Origin of the sequence: Fluviicola chungangensis (assembly GCF_007558725.1) — a bacterium.
Taxonomy (GTDB): Bacteria; Bacteroidota; Bacteroidia; order Flavobacteriales_D; family Crocinitomicaceae; genus Fluviicola; species Fluviicola chungangensis.
Window position 1 is genome coordinate 80249 of record NZ_VLPL01000008.1, and the last position, 17276, is coordinate 97524.

16 protein-coding genes are annotated in these 17276 nt (G+C 40.2%); 6 read left to right on the forward strand and 10 right to left on the reverse strand.

What is annotated here, in order from left to right; genetic code table 11:
* Positions 1-39: 39 nt before the first annotated feature.
* The 7 genes from rluF to FO442_RS15085 form a co-directional block, all read right to left on the reverse strand.
* Positions 40-933 (reverse strand): 23S rRNA pseudouridine(2604) synthase RluF, encoded by an 894-nt coding sequence (gene rluF / locus FO442_RS15055; RefSeq protein ID WP_144334038.1) that lies wholly within the window; start codon positions 931-933, stop codon positions 40-42.
* A gap of 89 nt (positions 934-1022) precedes the next feature.
* Positions 1023-1586, reverse strand: coding sequence for a hypothetical protein (locus tag FO442_RS15060; RefSeq protein WP_144334039.1), 564 nt, complete (start codon positions 1584-1586; stop codon positions 1023-1025).
* A gap of 110 nt (positions 1587-1696) precedes the next feature.
* Positions 1697-2857 (reverse strand): glycoside hydrolase family 3 protein, encoded by a 1161-nt coding sequence (locus FO442_RS15065; RefSeq protein WP_186280163.1) that lies wholly within the window; start codon positions 2855-2857, stop codon positions 1697-1699.
* Positions 2858-2961: 104 nt separating this feature from the next.
* On the reverse strand, positions 2962-4464 hold the full coding sequence (locus FO442_RS15070) for a T9SS type A sorting domain-containing protein (protein ID WP_144334041.1): 1503 nt from the start codon (positions 4462-4464) through the stop codon (positions 2962-2964).
* 153 nt (positions 4465-4617) lie between these two features.
* Entirely contained in the window at positions 4618-5160 is a 543-nt protein-coding gene (locus tag FO442_RS15075) for a low affinity iron permease family protein (protein ID WP_144334042.1), read from the reverse strand.
* 30 nt (positions 5161-5190) lie between these two features.
* Positions 5191-6036, reverse strand: coding sequence for an SDR family oxidoreductase (locus tag FO442_RS15080; protein WP_144334043.1), 846 nt, complete (start codon positions 6034-6036; stop codon positions 5191-5193).
* A gap of 47 nt (positions 6037-6083) precedes the next feature.
* Positions 6084-7097 (reverse strand): metal-dependent hydrolase, encoded by a 1014-nt coding sequence (locus FO442_RS15085; RefSeq protein WP_144334044.1) that lies wholly within the window; start codon positions 7095-7097, stop codon positions 6084-6086.
* A gap of 139 nt (positions 7098-7236) precedes the next feature.
* Between FO442_RS15085 and radC the strand changes: the two genes are divergently transcribed.
* Genes radC through FO442_RS15100 form a run of 3 tightly spaced genes read left to right on the forward strand, consistent with a single transcriptional unit; the run spans position 7237 to position 10151 of the window.
* On the forward strand, positions 7237-7929 hold the full coding sequence (radC, locus tag FO442_RS15090; RefSeq protein WP_144334045.1) for a RadC family protein: 693 nt from the start codon (positions 7237-7239) through the stop codon (positions 7927-7929).
* A 3-nt stretch (positions 7930-7932) separates the two neighbouring features.
* Complete coding sequence (locus FO442_RS15095) at positions 7933-9216, forward strand: polysaccharide deacetylase family protein (protein WP_144334046.1); 1284 nt, start codon at positions 7933-7935, stop codon at positions 9214-9216.
* Complete coding sequence (locus FO442_RS15100; RefSeq protein WP_144334047.1) at positions 9213-10151, forward strand: GSCFA domain-containing protein; 939 nt, start codon at positions 9213-9215, stop codon at positions 10149-10151. Before FO442_RS15095 ends, FO442_RS15100 begins: the two co-directional genes overlap by 4 nt.
* Before the next feature lie 5 nt (positions 10152-10156).
* Here FO442_RS15100 and FO442_RS15105 read toward each other — a convergent pair whose 3' ends face one another.
* Complete coding sequence (locus tag FO442_RS15105; protein ID WP_144334048.1) at positions 10157-11431, reverse strand: hypothetical protein; 1275 nt, start codon at positions 11429-11431, stop codon at positions 10157-10159.
* Complete coding sequence (locus FO442_RS15110) at positions 11428-11997, reverse strand: RNA polymerase sigma factor (protein ID WP_186280165.1); 570 nt, start codon at positions 11995-11997, stop codon at positions 11428-11430. The genes FO442_RS15105 and FO442_RS15110 overlap by 4 nt, the downstream gene beginning before the upstream one ends.
* Before the next feature lie 241 nt (positions 11998-12238).
* Between FO442_RS15110 and FO442_RS15115 the strand changes: the two genes are divergently transcribed.
* On the forward strand, positions 12239-13165 hold the full coding sequence (locus FO442_RS15115) for a malate dehydrogenase (RefSeq protein ID WP_144334050.1): 927 nt from the start codon (positions 12239-12241) through the stop codon (positions 13163-13165).
* 70 nt (positions 13166-13235) lie between these two features.
* On the opposite strand, the gene FO442_RS15120 is transcribed toward FO442_RS15115, so the two are convergent.
* Positions 13236-14639, reverse strand: a complete 1404-nt coding sequence (locus FO442_RS15120; RefSeq protein WP_144334051.1) for a right-handed parallel beta-helix repeat-containing protein — start codon at positions 14637-14639, stop codon at positions 13236-13238.
* Between the two features lie 108 nt (positions 14640-14747).
* Between FO442_RS15120 and FO442_RS15125 the strand changes: the two genes are divergently transcribed.
* Together FO442_RS15125 and FO442_RS15130 are read left to right on the forward strand one after the other, a co-directional pair.
* A complete protein-coding gene (locus tag FO442_RS15125) occupies positions 14748-15002 on the forward strand; it encodes a type B 50S ribosomal protein L31 (RefSeq protein ID WP_144334052.1) in 255 nt (84 codons plus the stop codon).
* A 161-nt stretch (positions 15003-15163) separates the two neighbouring features.
* Positions 15164-17275, forward strand: coding sequence for a WG repeat-containing protein (locus tag FO442_RS15130; protein WP_144334053.1), 2112 nt, complete (start codon positions 15164-15166; stop codon positions 17273-17275).
* Position 17276 lies beyond the last annotated feature (1 nt).

Genomic DNA, 17276 nt, shown 5'->3' on the forward strand with positions numbered 1-17276 from the left:
AACGCTAAGATATATTCTTCTTCTCTTTGCGGTTCACTCTTACTTTCGTCCTCTTGGTGTTGATTTCTTTCCTCTGAAATTACCCGATTTTCCTCCGCTGTTTCTGTTCGACCCGGGTTTACTTCCGAATGGACGCTTGTCTTGTCCATTTTTCTTCTGTTGAACAGGTGTTTTTTTCTTTGCAGGATTGGATTTGTTGGCAGGCTTGTCGGCCTCTCCAGACGAATCTTTCAGCAATTCATTCATGGCGCGCATTTCTGCATCGGTGAGTTCACGCCATTCACCTAAAGGAAGTCCCTTCAGTTCGATGTTCATGATGCGGGTGCGTTCCAGTTTGGTCACGTTGTAACCGAAATACTCGCACATTCTGCGTATCTGACGATTTAAGCCCTGAACCAGGATGATTTTGAAAACCGTAGAAGAAATTGGTTCAACGATACACTTTTTGGTTACTACTCCCAGTATTGGTACTCCGGCTGCCATTCGTTCCACAAAATCACTTGTAAAAGGTTTGTCAACCGTTACGATGTATTCTTTTTGATGCTGATTTCCGGCGCGCAGAATCTTGTTTACAATGTCTCCGTTTGTAGTCAGGAAAATAAGTCCTTGCGAATCCTTGTCCAATCGTCCGATTGGAAAAATACGTCTCGGATGACCAATGTAATCAATGATGTTGTCTTCAACTCCTTTTTCGGTTGTGGAAGTAATGCCTCTGGGTTTGTTTAAAGCAATATACAGATCATCTTCCTGTATTTTTCGCGGAACAGTATGTCCGTTCACCACGACGATGTCTTTGGAGAAAACCTGTGAGCCGATTTTTGCACGAACCCCATTGATGAATACCGATCCTTGCTCAATGTATTTATCGGCTTCCCTGCGTGAGCAGTAGCCGCTATCACTGATGAATTTATTTAGCCGGATCGATTCGTGCATGACTCTTATTGAAAACGGAGTTAAAAAGAGTACGAAGGTAGTTTATTCTATTCGATCTACAGTCTTGAAGCTGGATTTATTGATGCCGTTTATAGCTGAACACTGATCGTGAATTCTCCCTTTTTGCTACAAGTAGAGACATCTTTGTTTAGCGTGTATTGAACACAATTATTCACACACTGCATGATGACATCCAATTCATCGGTCGATAGCTCTTTCTGTGCATTGATTTGGTAGACTTCTTCCTGTGGTTCAGGTTGTAATTTGAGGACCAGAACGGAAAGGGATTCGGCATTGATTTTTTTTGAATAGGTTACGAATCCATCCACTGTAAATTCAACGACAATTTCTTTTTGGTCGGTTGCAAATTCAAAACTCAGTTCCGGTCCCAATTCCTTTTCAAAAAGAATTTTCCCTTTTGTATCTGAGATTTGAATATTTCCACTTTTCTTGTTGCCGGAAATCTTACCGTTCAGGCGATTGATATTTCCTCCCAAATGCGCAATTTCAATGGCATAATTCAATGGTTTTTGGTACTGATCAAGGGAAAACCAATATTCGAAGGATTTGTCTTCACGAACTGTTTGGTGCATGATCTGACTATGTATGAAGGAACAGCAAGATAATGTAAGTAATGTTATGATAGCTTTCATAAGTTTCCAATTTTCTGTAGCACCATAAAAGTAATGCCAAAATCGGATTGGGCAACAAAAACGTCCATTAGTCAATGAACTAATGGACGTTTTTGTTATTCGGGTTGAATTTATTTAATTGCTCCTGCACACAATTTCATGCGAATAACTCGTTTTGCAGCAGAATCTACAATTGCTTTAAACGCTGCATCTGAGCGGTATTTTGCCAGGATCTCTCCGTGTGATCGCATACAATCCAAAGGCATCAATAAAATATCTACACCGGCTTCAATAGCTTTTACACTGTTTCCCTTTACTGCTGTAACTCCGCCCATGTTCATGGCATCGGTTACTACCAGTCCTTTAAAACCAAGTTCTTTTCGCAGTAAATCCGTAACAATTACTTTCGAGCAGGTAGCCGGCAATCCGTTTGTATTGTATTTCGGGTTGTTTACAACTGCTAAGTGTCCGATCATGATACTTAAAACTCCCTTTTGGATCAATTCCGGATATGTTTTTATTTCTTTTAATTCACCGTCAATTGCCTGTAAGGATTTATGCGTATCTCCGGAAACCAATCCGTGTCCGGGAAAGTGTTTTGCCGTAGCAATGATCCCTTGTTCCTGCATACGTGCAATAAACGCGTTCGACCAGGGAACATTGTTTGCCTCTACTTTCGCAAATCCTCTGTATCCGACGGTTCCGTTTTTAGCCAAATCCACCACCGGGGCAAAATTGTAATTGATCCCGATTGCTTTCAAGGTAGCTGCTATTGTATCGGCACATTGGTTTACTTCAGCAAGTGAAGTGATTTCGTTTGCTTTCTTTACGGGTGAAGAACCAGAAATTTTGCGGTTGAACAAGCTTGGCTCTGCATCTGCACTGTACAAAAATCCCGGGTTTCCATTTTTTTCGTTCAGTTCATTGAATTTGGTTATCCAGGAAGTAAATTCTGTTTTGGTACCGTTTAACATTAATACACCACCAATCACTCGTTTGTTGATCAGGGCTTCAATGGAGTTCGGTGTATTCCCAAGTCTTCCAACTGCCGGCATGATCAATTGTGCAACAATAGCCGTATCGTCCAGGGTCTTAAATAGTTCTTCGACGTCTTTATCTAAATCGTTGTTTTCACTTAAATAATCTGAAAGTTTGTAGGTATGTTTAATTTCGGGTAATTGAGGTACCGTTCGTTCTTTTGTTTGCGTTTCTGTTTTCGTCCCCTCTGCATTTTGTCCGCAAGCCTGAAGCAATAAAGCAGAGCAAGCACAAATTGTGATCCAATGTTTCATTTCTACTTTTATCATAGTTGCTGCAAATGTAAGCCGAAAGTTGCTTACGATCGCCTTTTGCATAGGCACTTATAAACAATTCAAAGGTGAATTGTCATTTCTGTTTATTGTTTGACGATGCGCAGCACACGCTTTTCTCCGGAATTTGTAGTCACATTTAGCAGGTAAATTCCTGTCGACAAATCAGACATGTTTAATTCATTTTCTGAAAGCACAATCCATTGCTTTTTCCCGAACAAATCAACTACTTCAACGGAACGAACAGGTTCGTTTGCATGGATTTCCAATAAATTGCTTACCGGATTGGGAGAACAGGAAACGACAACTTTTGATCCTTCTTCCATTCCCAATGTAGAGTAAACAATGCAGGAAGAGGTATCCGTGCAATTGTTTATGGTGATGGACACGGCATAAGCTCCGTCAGCAGTTGGTGAAAAAGTTTGGGCTGTTGCCCCGGAAATAACGGCATAGCCGTTTCCGCAGTCAAGCCACTGGTATTGTGCACCACTTGCAACTGCGCTTAGTTGGTGCCCGGATAAATTGACCCCGTTGTTGATGTTCGTTACTGTTAAAATACTTGTAACAATACTGTCACAGCCATTTGCAGCGGATAAGGGATCGTTGTATGTTCCAGAAGTTGTATGGGTGAACGGCCCGACAGTTAAACTTTCTCCCGAACAAATGGAAACGGTCTGACTGCTCCCGATTGCTGCGGGTTCTGTCAAAGTTTGTGTCAATTGCTGGGTACACCCGGTCGCATCTGTAATGGTGCAAGTATATGTTCCTGCTCCCTTATTGTTAAGGTTTTGAGTCGTTGTAACCGGGCTGGTGTTCCAGGAGTAAGTAATCGGAGTTAAACCGGAAGGGGTTAGTTGAACGTATCCGTTAGTTTCACCGAAACAGTCGGGGTCATGAAATCCAAGAATACTGCTTGTACTGACAGGTGAAGCTCCTGAAACAGCAAATATTGCTGTTTTAATAGAGGGAGAAGAAGTGGTATTGATGATCAGGATGCGTTGTATCGTTTTCGCTTGGTCTGCACAAGATAAATGCACGTTGATCCGATACATATATGGCTGAAAAGCGTTGTAATCCGGCGTATCTCCCGTTCTTCCCGTTCTGTCAAAGCCATTGATAACAGCACCGGTTCCTGTAAACCAGTCGGGAAGATTTGAACTTGGTACAACCATTGCACTGCCATCCGTAAATTTGATAATGAACAAAACGGTTCCTGCCCCTTCCGTTGAAAATCCTAAGAAACTTAAGGAAGAATAAGAGGAGGGAGTGGTCAATTCCAAAGAATCGGTTTGACCGGTGGAAAGGAAAATAACATTGTCTGAAGTATATGGAGCTAATTGATAGGTGCTTGATCCGGAAGTGATCAGGCCGTTATTCGGTAAGCCTGTTCCAGTTCCAAAAGAGGAACCATATGTCTGATTGTACAAAACATAATCACTACCATCCATTGCTGTGTTGGTTGTGGTCATGGCCGGAGTTGCTTCGGCAATTACATCGAAATTATAGCCCGTTACAGCTATCGGGGTGTAGTTTTGGGTGAAGGCAAGTGAAGTGATGAATAAAGTTGCGAGTGTAAAAAATGATTTCATAGTCTATAAGGTTCCATTCAATTTTGAATTGTTGCAGACTAAAAATATTCTAAAACGATTAATTAATCAAAGTTACTCATAATCAATGCATCAGAAAGAACGATAAATCACAATTCCTTTCATTTTTATGAAAAATTGAAACAGTAACGACTGCTATTTTAACTTATCAGAAGCATTTTTGGAAGCATTTGTTTTCCTTGCAGCCGGTTTTTTGGTCGTTATTTTTTGTTTAACGGGCCTTGACCTGGATAACGCATATTTTTCTTTGTGGTCTTCCTGGGCCTCTTCAATCGAATGAGAAGCCGTTATAGATTGATGTTGATCTGATAGCTCACTTAGTTTTTGATAGTATTTTTGAACAATTATCATTTCATCTTCCGTCATACTTTCAATATCGACCAGGCGGTTGCTTGATTTGTTACTTGAAGCGACCAATTCGTTCAATTTGAGTTGAGTAGCCAGCGAATCCTTATTTTGGGATTTTTGGATCAGGAAAACCATTAGAAAGGTGATGATGGTTGTTCCAGTATTGATTACCAGCTGCCAGGTTTCAGAAAAATCAAAGAAAGGTCCGCATATTGCCCAAACAATAACTAACGAAAGTGCAGTAATAAAAGCATAAGGGCTTCCCACTGCTTTTGAAGCCTTTGTTGCAAAATTCTCGAAGAATTGCTTGCCTGATTTTTTACGTTTCATCGTATGCTCTTTTTGAATTAAAAGGAATGTTTAATTTTCTACGATCTCACCCCCATTTACATGGATGAATTGTCCGGTTATATAACTGCTATCGGAAGAAGCCAGGAAAACGTATGCCGGAGCGACTTCAGAAGGCTGGCCGGCACGACCCATGGGAGTGTCCTTTCCGAATTTTTTCAATTTTTCAAAGCTGGAAACTATTAAAGGGGTCCATATCGGCCCGGGTGCAACACCATTTACGCGGATTCCTTTTTTTGCAAGCATCAGGGCAAGTGATTTGGTGAATGTTGAAATAGCACCTTTTGTACTCGAATAATCCAGTAAATGGTCACTTCCACGGTATGCCGTCACAGATGAAGTGTTAATAATAGTGTCTCCTTTCGAAAGGTGTGGAATAGCAGCTTTTACAATATAAAAAAGGGGGTAAACATTCGTTTCGAACGTTTTCACCATATTTTCAGAAGTCACTTCTGATGGAGTGTCCGTATTGAAATGGGTTCCTGCATTATTGACTACAATATTCACCCTTCCATATTCTTTGATTACATCTTTGATACATTTTTTGCAGAATTTTTCATCCGTAAGATCGCCTTTTATAAGTAGGCAGTTTCTGTTCTGGGCTTCCACCAATTTTTTGGTTTCCTGTGCATCTTTTTTTTCAGAGAGATAAACGATCGCCACGTCAGCACCTTCATGAGCATAATGAACAGCAACACTTTTTCCAATCCCACTGTCTCCACCCGTTATCAGTGCCACTTTGTTGGTTAGCTTGCCGCTTGCTTTGTATTTTTTGCTGATGTATTCCGGACTGGGAATCATTTTGGACTCCAGTCCCGGTTTTTTTTGTTTCTGGGGTTTAAAATTTTTCTGCTTCATGAATAAAACGGTTTAAAAGTCCTATTCAAAAATTAATTGAAGCAAAACTATTTTCCAAAAACTTTATCCCAATAAACGCTAAAGTTTATTTTACTGAAATCGCGGGAGCGGTGTGAAAAAAGCTTTTCAGGTTTTTGGTCTTTTAGGATAAAACCATATCCCAGGAGTGGGTTTCTGCTGGTCCCGTTGGTAATGGTTGTGGTTGTTCCAAACCTAAGATCAAAAATAAACAGGCTGTCCCGGTGTTGTTCGACGGCGTAAAATCCATTCGTTATATGCTCGATTTCCGTGATCCGTGATTTTCCCTGCCAACGGATGTTTTTCAGCAATTGGTGATTCTTGGGAAGCACTTCGATTTGTTTTGGATCAAAAGGGGCGAAAAGAGATTTATAACCTATGTAATAACATGAATCATCTTCCACGATTAAGTCCCAATAAAAAGAAGTTAAGGGCATGGGAGTAACCATCGCTCTTTTAGGATGAATAGCTGCTTGTTCAAAGTAAGAATCCGTCTTGCTGTAAACGAATAATTTGATCCCGACCCCCCAAAGTAAATACAGGCAAGAATAACCAATTCCAATCCAGTTCCAGATACGCCGTCTTTTGGATTCCCGATTCATAAACAACGCACCAATCAACAGGACCATAAACGGAAGTGTGTACAAAGGGTCGATGACGAAAACCGAATTGAAAGTCAGCCGCCAATCAAGCGGCCAAAAAAACTGCGTTCCATAATTGGTGAAAATATCCAGCATGGGATGCGTTACAATCGAGAGGAACCACAATAGAAACCATGTTCTGTGGGTATACTTTTTACCACTTCCTTTACCCGAAAAATACATGAGGAAGATTCCGGCAATCAGCGCAAACAACAGTGAATGTGAAAATCCCCGGTGAACCAATGCGGCATCCAAAGGGTCATAGAAGAAACGAAGAAAAACATCCAGATCCGGTATTGTACCTCCAATTGCACCCCATAAAGCAGCTTTCGCTCCCATTTTTCTTCCTGCAACCGCTTCACCGACAGCGGCTCCTAATACAATTTGAGTCAAAGAATCCATGGCGTAAATGTAAGAGATATTCTATTTTAATACTTGATTAAAAAATCGGATAAAAATGTTGATAAAAATGGAAAAATGTAGTGAAATGGTTTTTTACTTCGAAAGTATTTTCGTATTTTCAGGTAAAATTTGAAGATAAATGCAAGTCCAAAAAACAACCATTCCTCATTGGTCTGAAGATGACAGACCCCGTGAAAAAATGATGCTTAAAGGAAGAAGTTCATTGTCAGATGCAGAACTCCTTGCGATTCTTATCGGAACCGGTACCGGCTCAAAATCGGCAGTAGATTTAGGTAGGGAATTACTCTCTTTGTCCAATGGAAATCTATACGAATTTGGTAAACTCCGGCTTTCTCAACTATGTGCCGTAAAAGGAATCGGGCAATCCAAAGCGATCGCAGTTTTAGCCGCCTTGGAATTGGGAAGGCGAAGAAAAGATCTCCGAACAGAAAAACGCACCAAAATCACAGGATCTTTGAAAGCCTATCAGGAATTGAAGGGTTACTTTTCTGATCTGCAACACGAAGAGTTTTTTGTCCTTTACCTGAACCGCGCGAATAAGGTGTTGCAGGTAAAGCAACTTTCGGTTGGAGGAACCTCGGGAACATATGTTGATCCGAAAATCATTTTCAAGAACGGGATGGATTTAGCGGCATCGGGGATTATTTTGGCTCATAACCACCCAAGCGGAAATTTGAAACCAAGTGAAGAAGATAAAAAAATCACCAAAAAGATCAAACAATTCGGAGAGATGATTGAAATGCCTGTTTTGGATCATCTCATTATCACGGATAATGGCTACTTTAGCTTCTCGGATCAAGAACTTCTTTAAAACATGTTGTTTTACGTCGATGAAATTTCAGTACGCTTAATTTATACCCTTGATTTCATATTCAAGGAACATGGCTTAGAATATCAATTGACGAATGATAAATCTGCCTTTAATTCCTTTTCCGGAAGAAAAATAGCCTATTCCCGTTTTGAATTCGGTCATTCACCTGTTTTATATCCCTCAGCTTTATTATTTGAGGAGTCATACAGGGAAACGGTGCATGTAGAAAAAGGCAGCTGGCAGGAAACAGATTGTTTAAAGTTTGATTCTGTTTCGGATCCCCTGGCTTCCATTTTTTATGTCATCACGCGCTATGAGGAATACCATTGTAAATTTCCGGATGATCACGGAAGGTTTACAGCAAAAGAAAGCCTTCAAAGTAAATTCGGGTGGCTGCATATCCAAATTGTTGAGCGCTGGATAGAAGCGTTCTTCCGGTTTTATTCCCCCGAATTATATGACGAACTGATCTCCCGAAAACAGGTCCGGATTATTCCTTCTTTTGATATTGATAATACCTTTTCCTACAAATGGAAGGAAGGTTGGCGGTCCTGGTTATCGAATGGAAAAGATATGTTGCAGAACAACAAAGAACGTTTGAGAACCCGGAAACTGGTCCAGAAAGGAGAACTGACTGATCCCTATGACTCTTTTGAAACCATTCGTTCTGTTTTTCAAAGCTACCCGGAAACACGTGTTTTTTGGCAGTTGGGAAACTATGCTAAATATGATACGAATATAGCATGGAACCACCCACAACATCAGAAGTTGATTTTAAGCTTAAGTGAATTGGGGTTTGTTGGTTTACATCCAAGTTATGCCAGCAATCATTCGGATGAAAAATTGGATCAGGAAGTACTCCGTTTAGAAAGAATCACATCGAAAACGGTTCTGGAATCCAGGCAACATTTTCTGAAGTTAAATCTCCCGAATACTTACCGCAGAATGATTGAACGTGGTTTTGAAAAAGACTACACCATGGGATATGCGGATGATTATGGTTTTCGGTCAGGTACTGCATATGAACACGTTTTTTTTGATTTGTTGACCAACCAGCCATTTCCGAACTACCGAATAGTTCCTTTTGCCTATATGGACGGAACATTGCTGGAATACAAGAAGCTGACCATTGATCAAAGTATGGAAGCTGTTGATCAATTAATAGAAGAAGTCAAAAGATACGGAGGTGTTTTTTGTTTCATCTGGCACAATGAAACGTTGGCAGAAGCAGGGAAGTGGAAAGGATGGAGAAAGGTTTTTGATCATACATTGGAACAATTAAAATGACTATTTCAACAGCGAGTTTATTTCAAAAAGAATTCCCGAAAATCCAGCATGGTGATTCGATTGTGCAGTTAGGATCCTGCTTTTCAGCGAATATGTCGTATTGGTTCCGAAGAGCAGGATTTCAAGTACTCGACAATCCTTTAGGGATTATTTTCCACCCGGTTCCATTAGCAAAACAAATCCTGTTGGCTTTCGGAAAAGCAGAACCCGGTGGGATTCTTCAAAAAGAAGATGTGCATATAAGCTATGATGCAAGCAGTAGCTTGTATTCAATGAGTGAAAAGGGTTTAAATAAGCTGTTTTCAAATCAACTGGAACTACTGAAAGAAGCTTTGTTAAACGCAAAAGTGCTGGTCGTTACTCTTGGGTCAGCTCATGGCTACCGACTGAGGGAATCTGGAAACCTTGTGGCGAATTGTCACCAACAACCACCGATTTTATTTGATAAAGTCTTGACTTCCGCTGAAGAGATGTGTGTTTTTTGGGATTTAGCGATAAACGAACTAAAAAAGACAAATCCGGGGCTTCAAATCGTATTTACGATTAGTCCGGTTCGCTATATTCGTGATGGTTTAATCGCTAACTCCTCTTCGAAATCGGAATTGTTCCGGTTGGTTTCTATTCTTAAGAACCATGCAGTTCACTATTTTCCGGCTTATGAATTGGTAAATGATGTGTTACGGGATTATCGTTATTTTGAAACCGATGGAGTTCATCCTTCGGATCAGGCAACTGAATTTGTTTGGGATTTTCTCAAACAGGAACTTTTTTCCGATCAGACAAACTACTTGATTGATGAAATAATGAAGCTTCGGAAGATGGAGGAGCATCGTTTATTGTATCCCGAATCCCAAAAAGCGGAAGAATACCTGGACAAAGTAAAACAAAAAAGGGAAAGTTTCCTTTCCCAATACCCAGTAGTAGTCTGGTGCTAAATTGATTAATGTGTTTTAATTACAAGTGTTCCTTTGTATTCTCTAGGTTCTCCAGGGTTTGGATTACCTAAAATAACTTTCCAATAAACAACACTTCCGTTTGGTAAAACTTCACCGGTATTGTTATCAACACCGTTCCATCCTGCGGAAGCATCTGTTGTTTTGTAAATTACCCTTCCGCTTTTTGTATCGTAAATAAATAACTCAAACGGAGTGTTTCGTTCTTTTAATGCAAAAGGCATGAATGTGGAAACTGCGGGGTTTCCGGAGTTCATATCGATTCCCTTAGGTGCATTTAAATTATATCTTTCCGGCAATGAGATTGTCTTCGTTTCAACAACAGAACAACCATTCTGATCTTTTGAACTTGCCGTAACGGTGATTTCTTTTTCGCTATACGGGTGTACAATGAATGTCCCGTTTTCCATTTCACTTGCCAATTTTCCGGCCGACCAGTGAACAGGGGAATTGTTTCCGGAAACAGTGAAGCTGATTGCCGGAATACCATTTTCATAAAGTAATGTCTGATCAACATTGATGTACAAATCTGAAATAGGTTTGCTTACTGAAATGGTTTGTTTTTGAGTTCCAGTCACCAGTTCGATAACGCCTTCACTGGAAGCAATAAAGGTTTTTTTCGTTCCAGGTTTAACAATACCGATCATTTTATTGTTTTGGACCACAGCAACAGAAACGGCATCATTCGGATTTCCAATTTCCATTTCGTCACCGACACAATATTTTGGTTTGTTTGATGTTGCTGCCAGTAAGTTTGTTTTTTGTTCACCACCATTATCCAATGATCCTTTTGCAGAGTTTTGAGAAGCTTGGAAACCTGGATTTTTCTGAGAAATATCTTTTGTATTTTGAGCAACGTGTGCTGCGTCAACACCCGGATTGTTTGCGTATTCAACCGGTGTTGCCTGAATACTGCTCAGTGGTTGTTTTTGAGTCTGTGGAGTGTTTGCTTGAGGGGTCGTATTGGTTTTATTCAAAGGGTTTTCTGTATGAGAATCTGTTTGTGGCGCAGCCTTATGTTGGCTGATTACAGGTGTGCTTTCGTTCACAATCTCTTTGGAATCCGATGGAGCGTTCAATGCAAAAAACAAGGCAGAACCAACCAACACTGTCCCAACTGAAGCAGCAACCCACCATTTGCGGTAGAAAGGAGAAGGAGTTGTCCCGTCTAATCTTTTGGATAAGGATTCCCACGCAGCCTCGTTGTAAGGCAACTCATGGTTCTCAAGGGATTCTTTTAATAGCTGTTCAATGTTCTTCATTGAGCGATTTTTGTAAATTTCTGTTTCAAATAATTCTGCAGGTTCATTTTGGCTTTTGCTAAATTGGATTTCGACGTTCCTTCACTGATTTCCAAAATCTCCGCAATTTCTTTGTGCGTAAACTCTTCCATCACATACAAGTTGAAAACTGCTTTATAAGCCGGTGAAAGCTTGTTGATCGCTTCCATCGCAAATTCGGCTTTTAACGTCGTAATCTCCCATTCTTCACCGAATTCATCTTCTTCGGGAACGTATTTGAAATCATTGTCGTTATCGCTAAGCATCCAGTCTTTTTTTGATTTTCGGATCGAATCAATTGCACAGTTCACAATAATTCGTCTCATCCAACCCTCAAATGACCCTTTCTTGTCGTAACCTTTAATATGTTCAAAGACCTTTATGAAACCTTCCTGTAAAACTTCCTGGGCCGAATCTTTATCGCGAATATACCGTTGACAAACCACCAGCATTTTACCGTAAAACTTCTTGAATAATTGTTCCTGTGCCCTCCTGTCGGACGACTTACAGCCTTCAATTATATCCTCTAATTCCCAATTCTGTTTCACTGTCTCTATTCAATAACGAAGGATTGCTTGCAGGGTTGCCTCTTTCATTTGGTTCAAAAGTTGAAAAGTTCAAAAAGTTCCAATTTTGGACCCTTTGAATCTTTTGAACATTGTTTAAACCAACTTTTAATAACCTGTTTACAAATAACGTTATTTCTCCATAAAATTTGAACTTGGAGCAAAGTTTTATTCTTAAATTCGTTGCGATTTATAGAAATAATTATCATTTAATCATAACACAATGAAAGTAACGGTAGTAGGTGCAGGAGCTGTTGGAGCAAGCTGTGCAGAATACATCGCAATGAAAAACTTCTGTTCGGAAGTCGTATTGGTAGACATTAAAGAAGGATTTGCCGAAGGTAAAGCAATGGATTTAATGCAAACTGCATCGCTTAACGGATTTGATACGAAAATTACAGGAACAACGGGGGATTACAGCAAAACAGCTGGTTCTCATGTAGCAGTGATCACTTCTGGGATTCCAAGAAAACCGGGAATGACTCGTGAAGAATTGATCGGGATCAATGCAGGGATTGTAAAAGACGTGACTGCAAACCTGGTTAAGCATTCTCCGGAAGTAATCATTATCGTGGTTTCCAATCCAATGGATACAATGGCTTATTTGGTTCATAAAACTTCGGGTCTTCCGAAACACAAGATCATCGGAATGGGTGGAGCTTTGGATTCTGCACGTTTTAAATACCGTTTGGCGGAAGCATTGGGATCTCCGATCTCTGATGTAGATGGAATGGTAATCGCTGCACACAGCGATACAGGAATGCTTCCTTTATTGAGTAAAGCAACAAGAAACGGTGTTCCTGTAACGGAATTCCTTTCTGCTGATAAGCAAAACTACGTGGTTGAAGAAACGAAAGTAGGAGGAGCAACCCTGACGAAATTATTGGGAACTTCGGCTTGGTACGCACCGGGTGCAGCTGTTTCTGTGATGGTTCAGGCAATTGCGTGTGACCAGAAGAAAATGATCCCGTGTTCATTGATGCTGGATGGTGAATACGGACAAAGTGATATTTGTTTGGGAGTTCCTGCAATTATCGGTAAAAACGGAGTGGAGCAGATCGTAACGGTAACATTGACTGAAAACGAGAAAGCGAAATTTGCCGAAGCAGCAAACGCCGTAAGAGAGATCAACGGAGATTTGAAATATTAATCAAACCGATTATAAAAAAGTAGGGGTGGAAAATTTTCCACCCCTACTTTTTTTAGATATTTTTTGTTTCTTAATTATCCAAAGCCCCGATATCAGGAGCAGCCATGTTCCTGATTGTCCCGAGTATATCTCTTGCTACAGCGTAAGCGGGATCTCCAGTATTGTTCAGACTAGATGCCCCGTAGAATTTAAAATTATCTCCGCTTGGATTGATAAATAAAGGATCAGCAGAGTTACAGTTTTCAAACATGGAATTGCTCATATTTGTTTTCAGGATCACCGATGTTCTAAAATGAAAATTCAATAACAAACCACCCGTTTGGATTGTATCAATAGCTAAATGCTCACCGCTGCTTCCGTAAATCACGCAATTGTTGAAATTTGCATTCGGGATCTGAGCAACAAATGTACCTTGTGCATTCGTATAGTAATTGGAAATTCCCACTGCAGGCGTAGTTCCTTCTCCAGCGCCATACCCCAGGAAATCACAATGGTTAAATGTAAAGTCTGCCCCCTGAGCTACCAGTAAGGAATGAACTCCGGTACTGTGCACCAATACATTTTCACCGTACACCTTCGGTCCGTCAAACAAAAACAATCCATAACTGGAAGCATTCAGGATTTCCGTATTGGAAATAGTCAGTGTGTTGATAGTGTAGGCCTGATCGCGGGAATCTACATGAACTCCGGCTGTTGCGTTTTTGATCACCGCATTGTCAATCATAGAAGGTCTCGCTTCCTGGAAATAAATTCCGTAATACTGACCGGGAACATCCTTATAGGAAGCCTCCAGTCTGTCTCCCTGGATCGTTACTTTGTTATTATAATCTCCATCGATATTTAAAGTGCCTTTGTAATTCCAGAGAATGGAATTTTTATGCAGGTAAATATGTGTGCCACCGATAATATTCAATGTTTTAGCTGAATCTACAAAAGCGGCACCGTAAATAACGTGTGGTTTATCGGTTTGCCAGGTTCCTTCGTTTAGGTCCAGGTCATTTGTTCCGAAATTGGAATAGTGGTAGTACATGTCTTGTCCCCAAACGGCCAATTTCACGTATTGATCTTCTCCATTGGTCGTAAACCGAACAGAGTCCTCCACGATTACAGGCAAGTTTTGACCATTGACACTCAATTTTACTTCCACAAAACAAAACAAACTGTCTCCGGAAGGAATTTCCACATCTGAAAAACTGGTTCCCTGAACACCGTCCAGGTTTAGTTTGAATTTGGAAGAAGTACCGCCGATTAACTGAACTTCACTGATTTTGAGTGCTTTGCTTTGATGGTTGTAGATCTTGAAATACTTGGTAGTTGAGCCGATGGTTGTGAAAACGGTATCAAATACAAGCGTGTCATTGGAAAAGCTCAAATTGCCGTCTCCAAACAAATGTTTCTTTTTACACGAAGAGCTGCCCAGTGAAAGAGCAACCAATATAGTGATCCCGAAAAAGAGATTGAGTAATTTCATCATGACAAAAATAACGAAAGTGTAATAGGTTTTATTTTTTTTGTTGTGAATTAAAAAGTTTGATTATCTTTGCAAACCATTTTTGATAAGAATAATTAAGATTAACAGCATATGAAAGCAGGTATTCACCCGGAAGATTATAGATTAGTAGTATTTAAGGACATGACAAATGAGTATGCATTTTTGTGTCATTCTTCTGCTAATACTTCAGAAACAATTACTTGGGAGGATGGAAATGAGTATCCATTGGTAAAATTAGATATCTCTCACAAGTCTCATCCGTTCTTTACAGGAATTGTTCAGTTCGTGGATACTGCAGGTCGTATCGATAAATTCAACAATCGTTACGCGAAATACAAAAAGTAATTTCTATCACGAAATAGTTACCCTGACTCCGTTGATCGACGGCCGTCAGGGTTTTTTTTTGATTCTTTTTCTGTTTCGTTTTCGGTCATTTTTTGACCTTTTTTAAGCTTTTACCTCGCTTTTCATATGTCTTTAAGTCCTTAGTTGGTTATATTTGTATCATGAGTTCACTGCAGGTTAAGATTTTAGTTTTATTTATTGTTTGTGCATTTACAACCGCTAAAGCGGGATCGATCGATGATGCATTTAAGGCTTTGAGCCAGTTCAATTATTTCGAAGCGAAAAAGCAATTTGAAAAATCGGTCAAATCACATGAATCTGCAGCAAATTATGGCTTGGCAGTCATTTATTTCCGAACAGATAACCCTTTTCATCAATTGGATTCAGCCTATGTTAAAATTGTCCGCTCCGAAAGAGCATATGGCTCGATGAAGGACAAACAGAAAGAAGCGCTTAAAAAATACCAATTTGATTATGCAGCAATTGAACGCTTGAGAAAAGATATTTCGAGTGGGCTTTATAGGCTTGTTTTGAAGAATCCTTCCGAAGAAGCATACGATGTGTTCCAGAAGAACAATCCCTGGGCCGACGAACGAAGCATGGCCATCTATTCGCGTGACTCCATCGGTTACCAGAAAGCAAAAAATGCCAATACGTCAGCAGCTTTCGACCTGTTTTTGAAAAAATACCCGGAATCAGACTTTAAAAAAGAAGCACTGAACAACTTTTATCGTTTACAGTATAAGGAAAACACAGACGGAAAAACAATTTCCTCTTTTTTAAGTTTCGAAAAGCAATTTCCGGAAAACCCTTACGTAGCGGATGCGCAGGATCAGGTGTACAACTTAAGTACGGCACGAAACCAGGTAACCGATTACGATCTGTTCATCAAAACATACCCCAAGAACAGGAATGTAGAAAATGCCTGGAGAAAATTGTACCAGTTATATATGTCTGATTATTCCGTGGAACGCTTGGAAAAGTTTCAAACCGAATATCCGAACTATCCATACAAAGATGAAATTACCAAAGACAAAAAGTTAAGTTCTCAGCAAATTATTCCTTACAAACATGCCGGGCAATTTGGTTGGATGGACCTGAATGGGAACATTGTTATTCCGGCTCAATACAGCTCCGTTGGATTTTTTAAAGAAGGATTGGCATGGGCAGAGAAAAGCGGAAAATATGGTTTTATAAACAAGGCAAATGAGGTGGTTGTCCCGTTCAAGTTTTCCAGTGCGAATGATTTTGATAAAGGACGGGCAATTGTTCAGGTAGACGATTTATTCGGGATCATTGACCGCTCCGGAGCGTATATTGTAGAACCACAATACAAAGATATCGGTCAGTTTTCCGAAGGGCTGATTTACGCAATTAAAGATAGCTTGTATGGCTACTTCGACGGCTTGGGATATCCAAGAATACCGGAACAATACGAAGAAGCCTTTTCATTTTCGGGAGGAATGGCCAAAGTAACTTTTAAAGGTTTGGAAGGATACATTGATGCGTTCGGTTCTTTTAAAGTGAAACCTCTGTTTGAATCCATTAATCTTTTTGGCGATTCGGCAATCGTTATCGAAGGAGACGAGTTTGCGAAATTGGCTACATTCCAGGGAAATGAGATCAAAACCATTCCCATTGAAGTGATCGGGTCGCTTGTTTCGGACAGGGCTTTGGTGATTTCGGATGATAAGATCGGTTATGTGAATAAAAAAGGACAAACCGTTATTCCTGCAACGTATGATTATTTTACCAATGCACGTTCGGAAGGGGAATTTGTGGGGATGTATGCCAAAGTTTCAAAGGCAAATAAATTCGGGATCATTGATCGGTTTGGGAAACCCGTTATTCCATTTACATATTCTAAATTGGGTGCTGTCTCTTCCCTGATTGCTTTTGAAAAGTCTGGGAAATGGGGATACATCGATTTGCAGAATAAAGTAGTTGTTCCTCCGATGTATGAGACTGCCGAAAGTTTCAAATCCGGCTTGGGAATTGTTCAGTTGTTAACCCTGAAAGGCGCAATCGACGCAAAAGGAGAAACGGTTATACCGTTGGAACACACCACGGTTAAGCCCTTGGATGAGTCACATTTCCTGGTTTCACTGGGAGCATTTTATGGTATTTACACCAACAAAGGAAAGCTGGTTGTCCCTTTGGAATACGCCAATATCCGGAAGGTTCAGGATGATTTTTATATCCTTACCAAGGGAACCGAACTGCATTATTTCTATGTTCCCGAAAATAAATTGATCAAACCGATCTTAGAATAGA

Bases quoted from the DNA above. Each gene is read 5' to 3' on its own strand.
- rluF (WP_144334038.1), bottom strand. From the start codon at position 933: ATGCACGAATCGATCCGGCTAAATAAATTCATCAGTGATAGCGGCTAC.
- FO442_RS15060 (WP_144334039.1), bottom strand. From the start codon at position 1,586: ATGAAAGCTATCATAACATTACTTACATTATCTTGCTGTTCCTTCATA.
- FO442_RS15065 (WP_186280163.1), bottom strand. From the start codon at position 2,857: ATGAAACATTGGATCACAATTTGTGCTTGCTCTGCTTTATTGCTTCAG.
- FO442_RS15070 (WP_144334041.1), bottom strand. From the start codon at position 4,464: ATGAAATCATTTTTTACACTCGCAACTTTATTCATCACTTCACTTGCC.
- FO442_RS15075 (WP_144334042.1), bottom strand. From the start codon at position 5,160: ATGAAACGTAAAAAATCAGGCAAGCAATTCTTCGAGAATTTTGCAACA.
- FO442_RS15080 (WP_144334043.1), bottom strand. From the start codon at position 6,036: ATGAAGCAGAAAAATTTTAAACCCCAGAAACAAAAAAAACCGGGACTG.
- FO442_RS15085 (WP_144334044.1), bottom strand. From the start codon at position 7,097: ATGGATTCTTTGACTCAAATTGTATTAGGAGCCGCTGTCGGTGAAGCG.
- radC (WP_144334045.1), top strand. From the start codon at position 7,237: ATGCAAGTCCAAAAAACAACCATTCCTCATTGGTCTGAAGATGACAGA.
- FO442_RS15095 (WP_144334046.1), top strand. From the start codon at position 7,933: ATGTTGTTTTACGTCGATGAAATTTCAGTACGCTTAATTTATACCCTT.
- FO442_RS15100 (WP_144334047.1), top strand. From the start codon at position 9,213: ATGACTATTTCAACAGCGAGTTTATTTCAAAAAGAATTCCCGAAAATC.
- FO442_RS15105 (WP_144334048.1), bottom strand. From the start codon at position 11,431: ATGAAGAACATTGAACAGCTATTAAAAGAATCCCTTGAGAACCATGAG.
- FO442_RS15115 (WP_144334050.1), top strand. From the start codon at position 12,239: ATGAAAGTAACGGTAGTAGGTGCAGGAGCTGTTGGAGCAAGCTGTGCA.
- FO442_RS15120 (WP_144334051.1), bottom strand. From the start codon at position 14,639: ATGATGAAATTACTCAATCTCTTTTTCGGGATCACTATATTGGTTGCT.
- FO442_RS15125 (WP_144334052.1), top strand. From the start codon at position 14,748: ATGAAAGCAGGTATTCACCCGGAAGATTATAGATTAGTAGTATTTAAG.
- FO442_RS15130 (WP_144334053.1), top strand. From the start codon at position 15,164: ATGAGTTCACTGCAGGTTAAGATTTTAGTTTTATTTATTGTTTGTGCA.